Below are 15,480 nucleotides of genomic sequence, written 5' to 3'. Positions count from 1 at the left end.
CAGGTGACCAACCCGCAAGGTGTCGGCATCGACCAGGGCTCGTACGAGAAGTTGATCACCGAGGTGACCGAATGGGTCACCGGTCCGGGCGAGGACTGGGCGGACCGGATCGAGGCGTCCGGCGAGGTGCCGGAGGAGCTGTGGAGCGAGCTCCGGGAACGCGGCTACCTGTCGATGGCCGCACCACAACGCCTTGGTGGCAAGGGATTGAGCTTCGAACAGTGGCTCGGCCTGATGGAGATCTTCTCCCGATCCCACGCGTCGGTGCGGATGATCGTGCACGTGGTCAACGGCACCTGGCGGGCGATGGATCCATGGGCCACCGAGGAGCAGCGTGATCAATTCGTCCGCCCGTCGGTGGCCGGCACCAAGAAGGTCGCCTTCGCTCTGACCGAACCGGGCAACGGCACCGGCGCCGACATCAGCTGCTCGGTCGAGCGCGAGGGGGACACGTACTACCTGTCCGGCGAGAAGCACTTGATCACCTTCGGTGTTCGGTGTGACTACTGGCTGTTGGCCGCACGGCTGGCCGGTTCGACCGGGCATGAGGGCACGGTGGCGTTGATGGTGCCGCGCGATGTTCCCGGGGTGCGGGTGGAGGACACCTCGCAGACGATGGGGGTGACCGGCACCGATCACGCGCACATGATCTTCGACCGGGCGCCGGTGCCGGTGGCCAATCGGCTCGGCGAGGAGGGACAGGGACTTCAGGTCGCACTCGGCGGTTTCCTGTTGCCGTCAAGGGTTTCGGTGGCGATGAGTTGCGTCGGTCTGGCCGAGCGCGCGCAGGAGTTGGCCTACGACTACGCCGAGCGTCGGGTGACCTTCGGCAAGTCGTTGACCCAGCGGCAGGCCATCCAGTTCATGTTGGCCGAGAACGAGGCCGACATCGAGGCGGCCAAACAGTTGATCTTGTACGCCGCCCGTGAGTGGGAAGCCGGCAGCCCGCGGTCGCAGGCGCTGAGCTCGATGGCCAAGATGACCGCGGTCAGCATGCTCGGCCGGGTCACCGACAAGGCGCTGCAGATTCACGGCGGACTCGGCTACTGGAAGACCGAGAAGATCGAACGCGTCTACCGGGACGCACGCGCTCAGCGCTTCGAGGAGGGGACCAACGAGATCCAGAAGATGGTCGTCTTCCGCGAACTACAAAAGACCAAGACCCGCTGAGTTGTCAGAAGCTGGTTGGGTTATAGCCCAACTACATTCTGACAAGTCGGATGAGAAGGAACACATTTTGAGCAAGCTGCACGAGAACAAGATCGCGTTGATCACCGGTGCCTCCCGGGGCATCGGCCGGACGCTGGCACTCACCCTGGCCGCCGAGGGCGCCACGGTGGTGGTCAACTACAAGAAGAACGCCGACCTGGCCGAGAAGGTCGTCGCCGATGTGGCCGAGGCCGGCGGGCAGGGCGTTGCCGTCCAGGCCGACGTGGAGACCGAGGACGGGATCGCGGCGCTGTTCGACGCCGTGGCCGATCAGTACGGCCGGTTGGACTACTTCGTCGCCAACGCCGCGGCCAGCGCGTTCAAGAACATCGTTGATCTGAAGCCGCATCACCTGGATCGCTCGTACGCGATGAACATGCGGTCCTTCGTGCTCGGGGCGCAGCAAGCGATCAAGCTGATGGACAACGGTGGCAGGATCCTGACACTGACCTCGTACGGCAGCATCCGTGCCTATCCGACGTACGCCACGCTGGGCGCGATGAAGGCCGCAGTGGAGGCCTGGGTTCGTTACATGGCCGTCGAGTTCGCGCCGTACGGGATCAACGTGAACGCGGTCAACGGCGGGTTGATCGACTCCGACTCGCTCGAGTTCTTCTACAACGTGCCGGGGATGGCGCCGATGCAGACGGTGCTGGACCGGATCCCGAAGCGGCGGCCCGGCACCGTGCAGGAGGTTGCCGACACCTGCGCCTTCCTGCTGGCGCCGGCGTCGGAGTACATCACCGGTCAGACCATCGTGGTCGACGGCGGGCTGAGCATCACCGCCCCGCCGTTCTTCGCCGACGTCGATGCGCCGCTGACGCTGCCCGAGCGTCCGACCCGCTGACCCCTGGACTCGGGGCCAGTTGATCATGAAGGTTTGGCAGCCCGGCCGGATCGGCTCACTGGAAGTCGATCACCGGCTGATCGTGGGATCCATGCACCTCAATCTGGAGGGGCGAGATGATCACGGTGCAGCGCTGGCCGCCTTCTATGCCGAACGGGCCCGTGGCGGCGCAGCCCTGATCGTCACCGGCGGGATCGCGATCAACCGGGTCGGGGCCGGCGGCCGGATGTACTCCTTGATCGGCGAGGCCTCCCATCAGCCTGCGTTGGCTCGCGCGGTGGCCGCTGCCCACGACGGCGGGGCCAAGATCGCCGCGCAGCTGTTCCACGCCGGCCGTTACGCCTTCGAATCGGCGTTCGGGCTGACCCCGCTGGCGCCGTCCGCGGTCTTCAGCAACTTCTCCCGATGCATGCCGGAGCCGATGTCGGCCGAGCAGATCGACGAGACCCTCGAGGACTTCGGTCGAGCAGCCGAAGCCGCCGCCGGGTTGGGATTCGACGCGATCGAGGTGATGGCGTCCGAGGGCTATCTGCTGAACCAGTTCCTGTCGCCGCTGACCAATCAGCGCGATGATCACTGGGGCGGCGATCCGTCGCGGCGGCGGAACTTCGGGCTGGCGGTGTTGCGGATGATCAAGGACGCCACCGACCTGCCGGTGATCTTCCGGATCTCCGGCGCTGATCTGATGCCGGGGTCCAGCAGTCATGACGAGATCGCCGACTACGCGACTGCGCTGGCTCGAGCCGGCGTGGACGCGATCAACGTCGGCGTCGGCTGGCACGAAGCGCGGGTGCCGACCGTGCAAACCCTTGTCCCCCAAGGCGTCTGGGTGCCGTACGCGGAAATGATCAAGGACGCGCTGCAGAATGCCGACGTCGAGGTGCCGGTGATCGCCTCCAATCGGGTGAACCATGTCGATCATGCCGAACGTATCCTCGCCGGCGGCAAGATCGACTTCGTCTCGATGGCCCGGCCGTTCCTCGCCGACCCGGCCATCGTGGCCAAATCGCGCGCCGGCCGGCACGACCTGGTCAACACCTGCATCGCCTGCAACGAAGCCTGCATCGACCGCTCCATCGGCGACGCCGAGGTCTCCTGCCTGGTCAACCCCCGCGCCGGCCGCGAACTCGACGTCCCGGAGCCGCCCGCAGGCTCAGGACCCGCTGGGCGGTTCGCTGTGATCGGCGGCGGCCCGGCCGGGCTGGAAGCCGCCAGATCCCTGGCCTCGTTGGGACATCAGGTGGTGCTGTACGAGGCCGAGCCCGAGCTGGGTGGCCAGTTCCGGATGGCCCGGCAGGTCCCCGGCAAGCGTGACTTCGGCGAGACGATCCGCTACTTCACTGCCCAGTTGGCCGAGCTCGGGGTCGATATCCGACTCGACCACGTCATCACCGACGGCGATGCGGCCGAGCTGCGAGGCTTCGACGGGGTCATCATCGCCACCGGCGTCCATCCGCGCGTGATCGACCTGCCGGGCAGCGACCGACCGAACGTGATCAGCTATCACCAAGCCTTCGCCGAGGTGAGTGCGATCGGTGATCGGGTCGCGATCGTCGGCGGCGGCGGGATCGCTGTTGATCTTGCGCATCTGCTGCTGGACGGGGCCGACGACCATCTTGAAAGCCGCAGTCGCGCGTTCCGTGCCGAATGGGGCGTTGATCAGGAGCCAGTACTACCGGAGTCCAAGCGAGCCGTCACCCTGATGCGCCGCACCGGCAAGATCGGCGCCGGGATGGGGCTGACCACTCGCTGGGCCGTGGTCGGCACCGTACGGCATCACGGCGCGACCATGATCACCGACCTGAGCTATCGCAAGATCACCGAACAGGGACTGATCATCAGCACCGCCGACGGTGATCAACTGGTCGAGGCCGACACGGTGATCATCGCCGCCGGCCAGGAACCCAACGACGAGCTGACCAAGATCATCTCCGAGCTGGGTGTGCCGTACCGAGTGATCGGCGGCGCCGCTGACACTGCCGGGCTGAACGCGGTGCGTGCGACCAGCCAGGGTCTGCAGGCCGCGCACGAACTGTCCGCCGCATTCCGGGGATGATGAGATTCGTCTACGCGTCGCCCGAAATCGGCACATTTCCGCTCTGTCGGCCCGACGCGCAGACAGATGTCATCACCGCACGGTTGTGTCAGCCGGCGAGGCCGACGGCTCGGTTGCTGACGTCGGCCGGGACCTGACCCCGCGCATCGTCGTCGGGGACCGGAGCGCCGCTGACCCGGCGGAGCGGGATGTGGCCGCCCCAAACACCGACCTCGATGTCCTCCGGTTCGTCGCCCGGACCGCCGTCGCGAGCCTTCATCGACGCCTCCACTAAACCCAGTGCGAGCACCGCGGTGGCGGCGAGTTCCTTGCGGGTGCTGGGACGCAGCGTCGCGGACCGGCCGGGAATCATGTGGTCGACGATCAGGTCCAGCGCGCGCTGTCGCTCGTCATGATCATCGACCAGCCGCGGTCGGCCGATGATCACCGCCGATCGGTAGTTCATCGAATGATGGAAGGCCGATCGGCCGGCCACCAGACCGTCCAACTCGGTCACGGTGACGCAGATCGACGCGTCCGGAGCCGTACGCAGCCAACGCGCGCCGACCGACCCGTGCAGGTAGAGCGTCCCGCACTGGTCCGGGCCGTCGAGGTCGATCGCGAACGCCGTCGGCAGCACGATCGGATGCGCGTCGGCGCCGCTGCCCACCATTAGCCCGAGATGGGCGACCAGGGCTTCGGCGAGGAAGGTGTGCAGCCGGTCGCGTTCGGCGACCATCCGATTCCGGCCACGACCTATTCGCGTCCGAGCTGTCGGTGACAGAGTGTCGGCGATCCCGGGTGCATCGGTAGCGGTGCTCATGGCACCATGGTTGACCAGAAGTGGCCTGGGTGCACGGGCCAATCCGCGTCAGTTTCGACAGGACACTTCATGCCTGCTCTTTCGGTCACCCTGGATCGGTCCGACGGCCGCCCGCTGGGTACCCAGCTCGCAGATCAGATCCGGGACCGCATCGTCCGCGGACTTCTCCCCGGCGGTGAACGCCTGCCGAGCAGCCGCGCCCTGGCCGCCGAGCTGGTGGTCGCCCGCGCAGTCACCGAGCAGGCCTACGGCCAACTGGTGGCCGAAGGGTGGCTGCAGGGGTGGCAAGGCTCGGGCACCTTCGTCGCCGGCGCTCCACCACTTGCGCCGGCCCGACCTCGGCGCCGGGGCAGTCGGTCCACGGCTCGCGAGCTGATCCGCCTCGACACCGGAACGCCGTGGATCGATCCGCGCCAGGCTGCGGCCTGGCGGCGCGCGTGGCGTGACGTCTCGGTCGCCCGGCCGCCCGCCGGTTACGACGATCCGCGGGGGATCGCCGAGTTGCGCACCGAGTTGGCCGAACGGCTCGGCCGGCTCCGCGGTATCGTCGTCGACGCCGAGCAGATCTTGATCACCACCGGCACCACGGACGGGTTTCGCCAGTTGCTCACCGTGCTGCCCGAGGGGCCGGTGGCCCTGGAGGATCCCGGTTATCGCGCGGCGGCCGAGACCATCCGCGCGGCCGGCCGTACCTTGATCAACATTTCGGTCGGCCAGGGCGCCGATCCCGCCGGAACCGTCGCGACGTACGTCACCCCTGCGCATCAGCACCCGCTCGGAGCCACCATGCCGGCCGCGGAACGACTCCGCCTGCTGGCCGCTGCCCGTGCTGCGGATTCCATGATCATCGAGGACGACTACGACTCGGAGTTTCGTTACGACGTTGCGCCGGTGCCAGCACTGGCGAGCCTGGACCAAGATCAGGTCTGCTACCTCGGGACGGCGAGCAAGTCGGTAGCGCCGAGCCTACGGCTGGGCTGGATGGTGCCACCTCCGGATCAGTTCGACGCGCTGCTGCGGCGACGTACGATCACCCACGAGGTCGCCTCCTGGCCGGTACAGCGCGCGTTTCTGTCGCTGCTCCGCGACGGCTACCTGGACAAGATCATCCGCTCCGCCCGTCGCGTCTACGCCGACCGCGCCGCCCGAGTCGTCGGGGCCATGACCCCGTACGGCGACATCGTCGGCCCGGTGGCCGGCATGTACGTGACGATCCGAATGTCGAAGGCGCGAGCAGCCGTCGCACGCGCTGCCGCACGCACGGCAGGCTTCGACGTTCCGCTGCTCGCCGACTACTGCCGCAGCACCGTCCAACACGGCGTGATCATCGGCTTCGGCGGCATCACCGATGATCAACTCGACACGGCGCTGACCGCAATCACGGGCAGTCTCGACGGCTAGGCGGGTCATTCGGCGCGCGTGAGTGCTGCACACCAAGGCCACGTACCGATCGAGGGCGCTATCATCACTGATAGCAATCCGGAGTTGGAGGTGATCTCGATGGCATCCGTCGTCATCCGTGGGCTGGACGAGTCCGTCAAGAAGCAGCTCGCAGCACAGGCAAGGGAACATGGCCGGTCGATGGAGGCGGAGGCTCGCGACATCCTCACCAAGGCCACGCGCCAACCCCACATCGGCCTTGCGCTGGTAGCTGCTGCACGGGAGGTCGGTGGCGTCGAGGACTTGCCCGTGCCGGACCGAACTGATCTGGCCCGGTCGGCGGACCTGGGATGATCGTCCTCGACACGAACGTCCTGTCCGAGGTCTTCCGGCCAGATCCGGATGCGCAGGTCATCGATTGGATCGAGACCTTGACTGGCGACGTCGCGATCACGGCGATCACGCTGGCCGAGCTGTTGGCGGGCGTTCGTCGGCTACCTGCCGGTAGGCGTCGTTCGAAGCTGGCCACGCAGATCGATTCCGCACTGGAGCCATATCGAGAGACCCGCGCGATCCTCGCGTTCGACGACCGTGCGGCGGAGTCCTATCCCAACATCCTGGTCGCGCGCGAACGCGCCGGCCTGCCGATCCACACTGCAGATGCTCAGATCGCGGCGATCTGTCGAGCAAACTCAGCCACCTGCGCCACCAGGAACACCAAGGACTTCGCCAATACAGGGATCGAACTGGTCGATCCCTGGGCATCCTGACTCCCTCGGCCCTCCGGCGGACCTGATGCCGGAGCGTCGTCAGTCGAGCCGGGCCGACGGTTTAGGGTGAGACCGAACGTCGTGGGGGACAGGAGGTACATGTGACGTCACCCGCTGACGACCGGTGGATCGAGGTAGCTGATTCGTAGCTCACCCACGAGGCTGAGGGCTTGCAGATCGTGCGCAATCTGCTGCCCGACCAGCCTCCTTTTCGTGCCTGGTCCAACTTCGAGTTCCGGGACAGCCACGGCCGCTGGCATGAGGTCGACCTGTTGGTGCTCGGCCGCCGCAGACTGCACCTGATCGAGCTCAAGTACTACTCGGGGCAGCTGCGCGGAGACGATCACACCTGGCTGCGCAGCGGCCACCGGGCGGAGGATTCGCCGCTCAAGCTGGCCCGGCGCAAGGCGCAGTACTTCAAGAGCAAGCTGACCGACGAGTACGACCGCTGGGTGCGTGAGCGACGCGTTCGCAACGCCCCACCGGCTTACCAGGTCATCCCGTGGGTGCAGGAGTCGGTGTTCCTGCATCACCCGCAGCTGGTCTCCGAGTTGTCCGAGTCGAGCGCGATGGGTCTGTACGGCATTGATGGGCTCGAGAACCACAGCCACCTGCCAGGCATCTCCGAGTTGCTGCTCGAACCCGGCGATCAGCGGCATCCGATCCGTGAAACCGTCCTGGCCGAGCTGATGAGCCGGATCGGCCTGGTCCAGCGCCGCCAACGCGAGGCCGGATCCTGGGTGATCACCGAACAGGCTATCGCCGAGGGCGACGGCTGGCAGGAGTGGAAGGCCTTCCACGCCCGCGTTCGCCGCGGTGCTGCGGGCGTACCGGTCGGCCGTCGACACCGGTGACACGGCCCGGGCGGAAGCACTGGTGGCCTGGCTCGGCGGGCAGCCGCACGTTGCCGCGGCCGCGAAGCGGTCAGCCGGGATCAAGGGCGACCTTGATCATTTCGGCGCCATGGGTGCACTACAAGGACTGCTTGTGGTGCTGCGCGATGCTGGGCACCCAGGGCTGTTGGTCGTGCTTGACGAGGTCGAAACCCTGCAGCGGATGCGCGGTGACGTCCGGGACAAGGCGCTGAACGCGATGCGGCAGTTGATCGACGAGGTGGATGCGGGCCGGTTTCCCGGCTTGTACTTGTTGATCACTGGCACCCCGGCCTTCTTCGAAGGTCCGTCCGGAATTTCCCGGCTGCCACCGTTGGCCGGCCGACTGCGCGTCGACTTCGACACCGATCCACGATTTGACAACCCGCGGGCGGTGCAGATCCGGCTGCGTGGATTTGATCATGACAGCCTGGTCGAGCTGGGCCAGCGGGTCCGTGATCTTTACGCCGAAGGCAGCACCCAGGGCGACCGGATCCGTACCCTGGTCGACGACGACTACCTGGGCTTGCTGGCCGACGCCGTGGCCGGATCGTTGGGTGGTCAGGTCGGAATCGCGCCGCGGGTGTTCCTGAAGAAGCTCGTCGGTGATGTGCTGGATCGCGTTGATCAATTCGACGACTTCGATCCGCGCCAGCACTATCAGCTCACCGTCAGCTCCGGTGAGTTGACCGACGTCGAAAGGAATCTGGCGCAACCGGCGCGCGCGGGCGACATCGACCTCGAGCTGTGAGGAGTGCCATGTCAACGCCTGCAGGGTTTTCCGAACTGCATCCGGTGCTGCAGCACCACATCGTCAACACCCTCGGTTGGCGGGAGCTTCGACCGTTGCAGCAGGCGGCGATTGCGCCGGTCGTGGCCGGCGAGGACGCCCTGTTGCTCGCGCCGACCGCGGGCGGGAAGACGGAGGCCGCACTCTTCCCGCTGCTGACGCGGATGGCAAACGAATCCTGGGCCGGGCCGTCGGTGCTCTACGTGTGCCCACTGCGGGCTCTGCTGAACAACCTCGAGCCGCGGATCGCAAGTTATGCCGGCTGGCTCGGCCGGAGCGTTGCCGTCCGCCATGGTGACACCGGTGCTGGTGCCCGCCGCCGGATCGCGATCGATCGCCCTGACATTGTGCTGACCACGCCCGAATCGCTCGAAGCCATGTTGGTGTCCACCACGATCGACGCACGCATCCTGCTGTCCGAGGTCCGGACAGTGGTCGTTGACGAGGTGCACGCCTTTGCCGGTGACGATCGCGGGTGGCATCTGCTGGCGGTGCTGGAGCGAATCGCGGAGCTGGTTGGCCGGCCGCTGCAACGAATCGGGCTGTCGGCGACGGTGGGAAACGCGCCGGAACTGCTGACCTGGCTCCAAGGATCGGGCCGGGGACGGCGGTCTGCGCAGGTGATCAATCCCGAGGTGCCCGGCTCGACGAGTGCCGACGTCGAGCTGGACTATGTCGGCTCGGTGACCAATGCGGCCAAGATCATTTCCGCTCTGCATCGTGGACAGAAGCGGTTGGTGTTCGCCGAAAGCCGAGCCCGGGTAGAGGAATTGGCCCAGCGATTGATTGACCTGGGCACCGAAACGTACGTCTCGCACTCATCCCTGTCGGCAGCCGAACGCCGACGAGCAGAACGTGCCTTCGCTGAGGCTCGTGACTGTGTCATAGTCGCCACCTCGACCCTCGAGCTCGGCATCGACGTCGGTGATCTTGATCGGGTCATCCAGGTCGGCACACCCACCTCGGTGGCTGCGTTCCTGCAGCGGTTGGGGCGGACCGGGCGTCGGCGTGGGACGAGCCGGAACGCCCTCTTCCTCACGACCTCCGACGATGAGCTGCTCACCGCTGCGGCGCTGTTGCTGCGGTGGTCGCAAGGATACGTGGAGTCCGTCGTCGCCCCGCCCGGGCCACGACATCTGCTCGCTCAACAGCTGCTGGCGTTGTGCCTGCAGAAGGGACAGGTCGGCCGAACGACCTGGGTCGAGCCGCTGCGTGACCTTGGGCTGACCAGCGACGTGGAGACAATGAAGATCACTGAGTGGATGATCGAATCCGAGCATGTCGATGTGGACAGCGCCATGCTGTTTGTCGGACCAGAAGCCGAGCGACGTTACGGGTATCGACACTTCATAGAGCTCTTGTCGCTCTTCACCTCGGCGCCGGAATTCCTTGTGGTGCACGGAAGTCACGAGGTCGGCAGCATCGATCCGTACGCATTGATCCGAAAAGTGAACGGTCCGCGGGTGATCACTCTTGCGGGTCGCGGCTGGCTCGTCCAGCACATCGACTGGTCCCGCAGGCGGGCCTATGTCGAACCGTCTGAGAGCCTCGGTACGTCGCGCTGGATCGGGATTCCCCAACCACTGTCGTACCAGCTGATGCAGGCCGAACGGGGCGTCCTGCTCGGCTCAGCACCGGCCTCCGTACAGATGTCCGATCGGGCGGGCAGTCAGTTGATCCGGATCCGGGAGGAACTCGCTGGGCGAGTAGATCATCGTGCAACAGTGATCGAATCAACAACCGGTCGGAGCCGGTGGTGGACCTGGGCCGGTGGACGGGCCAACGCATCGCTGATGGCTGCGCTCGAGGCGATGGATCCCGCACTGATCGACGAGGGTTACGTTTTCGACAACCGCTCGATTGCACTCCGAGCAGGAGTTGACGCCGGTGCCCTGCGATCTGTCCTTGTCCGAGCGCGTGGCCAACTTGGCAAGTCTGACTCGGGTATCCGGCCGATTGTGACCCAACAGGCGCTCGAACAGTTGAAGTTCTCGGAGTTGCTGCCGCCCGACTTGGCACGGGCCACACTTGAGGCACGATTGGAGGATGTGCCGGGAGCAGCAGCCACACTTTCACATCCGGTCGTCGACTCCGTGATCTAGTGCTGATCTCGCGTCGCACCCATTGGGGTAGTTACGCACCGACATTCGGTGCGAAATCCACCCAATCATGGCCACTGCGCTGCAGCTGTCGATCTCTCCGCGATCCTCACGGTGTAGATGGCTCTGGGCAGATGATCTTGAGGTATTGGCGACAGACGTAGACCCGACGGAATCGGGTCCGCAGCTCTGCCTCGTGCTCGATCTTGGCCTGCATGAACGCCTGTACCGGTGTGGACAGCGGCTCCGGCGTGCTGAAGGCGTCGACCGACTCATCCCAATCCTTGTACACGTGGAGATAGCGGGAATTCTCCCGGAAGCCACGAGAGCGGTACCAGCGGTTGGCTGCTTCGTCCTCGCGGGTCCAGGCGTCGATGGTTTCGACCTCCGAGCCAAGCTCGGCTAGGGCTGCTTCGAAGAGGCGTGCGCCGAGACCGTGGGGCTGGTGATCCGGATGTATGGCGATGCAGTCGATGGTCGCCGCCGAGCCATCAACGGTGACATCGATCAGACCGACCACCTCGTCGCCCGACGCGGCGACGAGGGAAACGACAAGATCGTCTTCGTGCGGTCTGGTCCGGCGGACATCGTCGTAGTAGCAGGTGTTCAGGAAACTGAGGACGCGGCAGCGCAGCCAGCTGGTCTGGTCCGTGGGCAGATAGGGGCGGATGGTGGGCATGGGCGTTCCATTCGATCAGGGCGGATTGGTCGTCGGCTTGATCAGGAACGGAACATGGGCGGCAGCATAGCGGCTCGTGGCCGATCGCCGGCGAACTATGCCGGCGCTGGGTGCTACTGGCCGAGCTTGATCACGCCGAGCACCGCGCCGGCCTCGTGCTCCGGCTCGGTGAGCACCGTGCACTCCGGCAGTGGCGCCGCGATCACGGACACCGGGACAAGCTACCTACGTACCCGTGGACACGCCGTGCAATATCCGCAATCGCTCACCAGGCGGGCTTGATCGCGACCTCGCGCTCGATCATGCCTGCCAGGAAACGTTCGTGATCTTGGATGTGAACGCCGGCGGCGTACAGGTGGTGGATGGGGCGTCGGGTGAAGTGCTCACCCTGACGCAGACTCCACAGCTCGACGCCGCGTTGCAGCAGCCGCAAGATCGCCGAGGATGACTCGACGTGGTCGGCCAAGATCAACTTGCCGCCTGGCTTGAGCACCCGGATCATCTCCGAGACTGCCTGCTTGTCGTCGGGGATGGAGCACAGTGAGAGGGTGCTGACGACCGTGTCGAAGGTGCTGTCGTCGAAGGGGAGCTCGCTGGCGGTGCCTTCCTTCAGTTCGACAGCAAGATCAAGTTCATCGGCGCGGCGCTTGGCCAGCTGCAGCATCCGCGGGCTCAGGTCCAGCCCGGTGAGCTTGATCGACTTCGGGTACCAGGGCAGGTTGAGGCCGGTGCCGATCGCCACCTCGAGCGTGTTTCCCGTTGCCTGCTGGCAAACCCAGCCTCGGGTGTCGCGGAGGATCCGCCGCTCGGCGAAGCCCATGCCCCGGTCGTAGGTGGTGGCGTGATCATCCCAGTAGCGACGTTGCTGACTGTCGGCGGTGGAGAGTGCATCCGGTGCCATGGCGCCGAGCTTAGCCTCAATCCGTGGACTGGCTCGGGTGTTGATCTTGGTTTGTGATGTTGATCTTGGATTGGCTCGTTGTTTGTCGTCGGGGCATGGGTGAGTTGCTGGTCTGCCCAGCTTTTCCACGTCTGCTCTCCGGTTGGCGCCGATGCGGCGGTCGGGTCGATGGGCTATGTGGCTGCCGGTGGCCCGATGCTGTTGGTGAACACGTGGTGCCACAATCGGAGCCACTGATCGGCCCAGGGCCAGTGAGCGGGTAGGTGCAGGAACTTTCGGCGGGCCGGCCGCGCGATCCGGGCGGGCACCATGATCAGGTGCCGGCGCAGGGTGGCTCCCCGAGCCACGGCATGCCGGCCGCCGACCAGGCTGCCGGCGGCGCGGAGCAGGTTGTGACAGATCCCGGCGCAGATCGCCCAGGCTGTGTTGGCGGCGAATCGGCCCGACGGCAGGTGAGCCAACGGGCCGTCGATCAGATCCGAGTGCACGGTTTCGATGATCGCGTGTTGGCGATGGGTCACATCGGCTCGGGTGACGGATTCGAGACTGTTGGTCAGGAACGGGTGGTAGCGCCACACCGGGAACAACTCGTCGAGCCTGGCGACATCCCGCACTCGGCGGACGACCAGCCGGGCGGTGATCGGCCGGGCAGTGCTGGCGAAGGCGGTGAACGCCTCGACCTCGGCGACCTGGGCGTCGGAGATCAACACGCCGGTGTCGGGGTCGACGACGGCACCGGGATAGTGCACGGCAGTCCAGGCATCCTCCGCGATCGAGGCAATCGCTTGGTCGAGCGCGGCGTTGCGGGTCAACACCAGTGAGAACCGCACGCCGTGGTCCAGGCAGGCTCCAGCGACCAGGTGGTTGCCGTAAGCCGAATCGCCCCGCACCAAAATCTCGCCGGTCGCGCCGGCCTGTCGGGCGGTGCCGATGGCCTCGGTCACCATCGATGCCGCACCACGCCCGGATCCGGCCTTCCCGGCCCTCAGCCGGATCCCCGCCACTACCGGGGCACCGTCGGTAGTGCTGATCGTGGTCACCAGCGGCGACAGGCCCTTGCGGAGCACCTGTTTGCCGGCGATCTTGGCGTGCCCGAAACTCGCACCCTCCTTGGCATGCCCGTAGACCGGACGGAGCAGCGAGTCGATATCGATCAACGCCCGCTGCTCGATCCCCGGCAACAAGTCGCTGCAGCCGACGAGGTTGACCAGGTGGGCTCGGGCCACCGACGCCAGCTGGCTGGTGTGTCCATGGCTGAGGTTGCGCAGGAACTGACCCAAGGTCGCGGGCGCGTACACCTGCTTGAACAGTCGCGCCGTTCCACCAGCCCGGATCACGTCCAGATCATCGATACAGTCCGCACCTGCGGCCATCCCGGCGATGATCGAGGTGACCTTCCCCGCCGGGTTGACCCCAGACGAGGCCACCCATGCCGAATCGACCCGAACCCGGTCGGCCAGCAACTCCGACAAGCCGGCCCGCTCGGCCAGACCCATCACCGGAGCCAGCCCGGCACACGACACCAGGTGCTCCTCATCGAACATCGGAACAGCCCGCGTCCACCCATGAGGTAGTTTCACTATCAGTGCCTTCTTGGTTCGGTCGGATCAGTGCGTTAGCAACACAGATTCTCCCTTGCCAGGAAGGCCTCTCACGTCCTCACACGCTGGACAGCCCCACCCAACCGACTACTCGTCCACGGATCGAGGCTTAGACCGGCTCGCCGTCGCCGTCCCGCGCACCGTCGGCGCTGCCGCGCAAGTTGGAACGTGTGCGGGAGAGCCGAAGGTGTGCGGGAAGGTTCCTCCGCGTCACGACGGCGCGCGGGAGAACCGAAGGTGCGCGCGGGAAGAGGATGCTCGGTCAGGAGTCGCGGTCGGCCAGGGCCCAGGCGGCGCCGGCGGCTGCCGCCGTCACGGTCAGCACCGCCGGCCAGGCGCCGATCTTCTTGGCCAGCGGATGGGATGCACCGAACCCACCGACGTAGAGAGCTGCGAGCGCTGCGGTGACGACCGGCCCTTTCTTCGCCAGCCAGGTCCGGCCCGCGTACGCACCGGCCAGGCCGAGCACCACCCCGCCGAGTGGACGGATGCCGGTCTCCCGCGCCGCCAGGTAGCCGCCGATCAGGCCGGTCGCGACCACGGGTGCGGTGGAGACTTCTTCTGCGCTACGCAATGCCATGCGGCCGACCGTACGCGGCCGGTCCGGACCGCCGAACGTCGGGCCGCGGGCCGGCTCACAGCCGATATTCAACCCGGGCGATCACCGAGAGCCGCTCGCCGAGCGGGCCGTCGTCCTCGTCGGCCGTTCTGAATTTCCACAGTTGCCCGATCAGCGGCAAATTCAGCCGGGCCGCCACGCGCTGCGAGGCGACGTTGGCGCGATCGGTGCTGTAGAAGACGTGTCCCGGCAACGAGCGGCAGGCGTCGGCCCAGGCAGCGGTCGCCACCGCGGCGAGCCCGCGGCCGCGTACGTCCTCGGCGGTCCAGGTGCCCGCTTCGACGCCGGCCGGGGCCAACCGGGCGCAATGACACAGCGACAGCATCCGATCGCCGTCGACCACCATTGCCCAGGGGCCGAAGCCGCCGGACAGCAGTTTCGGCCACTCCTCGTCGTCCCAGGTCGGCGGCCGCCGCAAGGCAGTTGCCGCGTGCGGCCGATCGGAGCGGATCAGCCGTCCGATCTCCGGCGTCGCCTGGGCCGCAGGAGCACTGCAGTCGTAGCCGGGACCGACGGTGATCTCGAGCGGGCCGAACCAGCGACGCAATTGGCCCTGCACCAACCCGACTGCCAACGACGGTTGATGATCTTCGGCGATCGACCGCAACTCGGGCAGCAACGCTCGGTCAAGATCGGAACGTACCTCGATGATCATGCCGCCGGTTCCGTGATCACCCGCGCCGTCGCCAACGGCTGCGGCGTCGCCGATCACCACCGACGGCGGTGCCTCGGGCGCGCGGCGCTCCGGTCCCCAGATCACCTCGATCTCGGCTTGCAGCAGATCGAGGTTCGAATGTGCGGTCACGATTCCCGGATTGTCGCAGCAGCACGGCCGTGGGAGCGACCAGATTTGTC

At 66.5% G+C, this 15,480-nt stretch carries 15 protein-coding genes; 9 read left to right on the top strand and 6 right to left on the bottom strand.

Going from position 1 to position 15,480, the window contains the following annotated elements; genetic code table 11:
* Positions 1 to 3 precede the first annotated feature (3 nt).
* From FOE78_RS00280 to FOE78_RS00270, 3 genes are all read left to right on the top strand, one after another.
* Complete coding sequence (locus tag FOE78_RS00280) at positions 4 to 1,170, top strand: acyl-CoA dehydrogenase family protein (RefSeq protein ID WP_143984548.1); 1,167 nt, start codon at positions 4 to 6, stop codon at positions 1,168 to 1,170.
* A gap of 67 nt (positions 1,171 to 1,237) precedes the next feature.
* A complete protein-coding gene (chcA, locus tag FOE78_RS00275) occupies positions 1,238 to 2,056 on the top strand; it encodes a 1-cyclohexenylcarbonyl-CoA reductase (RefSeq protein ID WP_210414735.1) in 819 nt (272 codons plus the stop codon).
* 25 nt (positions 2,057 to 2,081) lie between these two features.
* Positions 2,082 to 4,112, top strand: a complete 2,031-nt coding sequence (locus FOE78_RS00270) for an oxidoreductase (RefSeq protein WP_228266167.1) — start codon at positions 2,082 to 2,084, stop codon at positions 4,110 to 4,112.
* A gap of 88 nt (positions 4,113 to 4,200) precedes the next feature.
* On the opposite strand, the gene FOE78_RS00265 is transcribed toward FOE78_RS00270, so the two are convergent.
* Positions 4,201 to 4,914: a pyridoxamine 5'-phosphate oxidase family protein gene (locus FOE78_RS00265; RefSeq protein ID WP_143984546.1), complete on the bottom strand. Its 714-nt coding sequence runs from the start codon at positions 4,912 to 4,914 to the stop codon at positions 4,201 to 4,203.
* A gap of 69 nt (positions 4,915 to 4,983) precedes the next feature.
* On the opposite strand from FOE78_RS00265, the gene pdxR reads away from it, so the two are divergent.
* From pdxR to FOE78_RS00235, 6 genes are all read left to right on the top strand, one after another.
* Positions 4,984 to 6,315 (top strand): MocR-like pyridoxine biosynthesis transcription factor PdxR, encoded by a 1,332-nt coding sequence (pdxR, locus tag FOE78_RS00260; RefSeq protein ID WP_143984545.1) that lies wholly within the window; start codon positions 4,984 to 4,986, stop codon positions 6,313 to 6,315.
* Between the two features lie 18 nt (positions 6,316 to 6,333).
* A complete protein-coding gene (locus tag FOE78_RS00255; protein WP_228265976.1) occupies positions 6,334 to 6,648 on the top strand; it encodes a FitA-like ribbon-helix-helix domain-containing protein in 315 nt (104 codons plus the stop codon).
* The gene (locus FOE78_RS00250; protein WP_143984544.1) at positions 6,645 to 7,064 is read left to right on the top strand and encodes a type II toxin-antitoxin system VapC family toxin; all 420 of its coding nucleotides are present in this window, start codon (positions 6,645 to 6,647) and stop codon (positions 7,062 to 7,064) included. The genes FOE78_RS00255 and FOE78_RS00250 overlap by 4 nt, the downstream gene beginning before the upstream one ends.
* Before the next feature lie 179 nt (positions 7,065 to 7,243).
* A complete protein-coding gene (locus FOE78_RS00245) occupies positions 7,244 to 7,918 on the top strand; it encodes an NERD domain-containing protein (RefSeq protein ID WP_228266166.1) in 675 nt (224 codons plus the stop codon).
* Positions 7,881 to 8,687, top strand: a complete 807-nt coding sequence (gene brxD / locus FOE78_RS00240) for a BREX system ATP-binding protein BrxD (protein WP_143984543.1) — start codon at positions 7,881 to 7,883, stop codon at positions 8,685 to 8,687. The genes FOE78_RS00245 and brxD overlap by 38 nt, the downstream gene beginning before the upstream one ends.
* 8 nt (positions 8,688 to 8,695) lie before the next feature.
* A complete protein-coding gene (locus tag FOE78_RS00235; RefSeq protein WP_143984542.1) occupies positions 8,696 to 10,828 on the top strand; it encodes a DEAD/DEAH box helicase in 2,133 nt (710 codons plus the stop codon).
* Positions 10,829 to 10,934: 106 nt separating this feature from the next.
* On the opposite strand, the gene FOE78_RS00230 is transcribed toward FOE78_RS00235, so the two are convergent.
* The 5 genes from FOE78_RS00230 to FOE78_RS00210 form a co-directional block, all read right to left on the bottom strand.
* Positions 10,935 to 11,504 carry a GNAT family N-acetyltransferase gene (locus FOE78_RS00230; protein WP_143984541.1) on the bottom strand — a complete coding sequence of 190 codons (570 nt, stop codon included), beginning with the start codon at positions 11,502 to 11,504 and terminating at the stop codon, positions 10,935 to 10,937.
* A 265-nt stretch (positions 11,505 to 11,769) separates the two neighbouring features.
* On the bottom strand, positions 11,770 to 12,405 hold the full coding sequence (locus tag FOE78_RS00225) for a class I SAM-dependent methyltransferase (protein ID WP_143984540.1): 636 nt from the start codon (positions 12,403 to 12,405) through the stop codon (positions 11,770 to 11,772).
* Positions 12,406 to 12,578: 173 nt separating this feature from the next.
* Positions 12,579 to 13,985 carry an IS1380 family transposase gene (locus tag FOE78_RS00220; protein ID WP_168207289.1) on the bottom strand — a complete coding sequence of 469 codons (1,407 nt, stop codon included), beginning with the start codon at positions 13,983 to 13,985 and terminating at the stop codon, positions 12,579 to 12,581.
* A gap of 283 nt (positions 13,986 to 14,268) precedes the next feature.
* Positions 14,269 to 14,586 (bottom strand): hypothetical protein, encoded by a 318-nt coding sequence (locus FOE78_RS00215; RefSeq protein WP_143984538.1) that lies wholly within the window; start codon positions 14,584 to 14,586, stop codon positions 14,269 to 14,271.
* 55 nt (positions 14,587 to 14,641) lie between these two features.
* Positions 14,642 to 15,430, bottom strand: a complete 789-nt coding sequence (locus FOE78_RS00210; RefSeq protein ID WP_143984537.1) for a GNAT family N-acetyltransferase — start codon at positions 15,428 to 15,430, stop codon at positions 14,642 to 14,644.
* Positions 15,431 to 15,480: the final 50 nt, after the last annotated feature.

It is taken from the genome of Microlunatus elymi, from assembly GCF_007362775.1.
GTDB lineage: Bacteria > Actinomycetota > Actinomycetes > Propionibacteriales > Propionibacteriaceae > Microlunatus > Microlunatus elymi.
The sequence above is the reverse complement of the archived record's forward strand: the minus strand, read 5'-3'. Positions and strand labels throughout refer to the sequence as shown.

Excerpts from the sequence above, each read along its gene's own strand:
- pdxR (WP_143984545.1), top strand. The coding sequence starts at position 4,984 with ATGCCTGCTCTTTCGGTCACCCTGGATCGGTCCGACGGCCGCCCGCTG.
- FOE78_RS00270 (WP_228266167.1), top strand. The coding sequence starts at position 2,082 with ATGAAGGTTTGGCAGCCCGGCCGGATCGGCTCACTGGAAGTCGATCAC.
- FOE78_RS00250 (WP_143984544.1), top strand. The coding sequence starts at position 6,645 with ATGATCGTCCTCGACACGAACGTCCTGTCCGAGGTCTTCCGGCCAGAT.
- FOE78_RS00265 (WP_143984546.1), bottom strand. The coding sequence starts at position 4,914 with ATGAGCACCGCTACCGATGCACCCGGGATCGCCGACACTCTGTCACCG.
- FOE78_RS00225 (WP_143984540.1), bottom strand. The coding sequence starts at position 12,405 with ATGGCACCGGATGCACTCTCCACCGCCGACAGTCAGCAACGTCGCTAC.
- FOE78_RS00235 (WP_143984542.1), top strand. The coding sequence starts at position 8,696 with ATGTCAACGCCTGCAGGGTTTTCCGAACTGCATCCGGTGCTGCAGCAC.
- FOE78_RS00230 (WP_143984541.1), bottom strand. The coding sequence starts at position 11,504 with ATGCCCACCATCCGCCCCTATCTGCCCACGGACCAGACCAGCTGGCTG.
- FOE78_RS00215 (WP_143984538.1), bottom strand. The coding sequence starts at position 14,586 with ATGGCATTGCGTAGCGCAGAAGAAGTCTCCACCGCACCCGTGGTCGCG.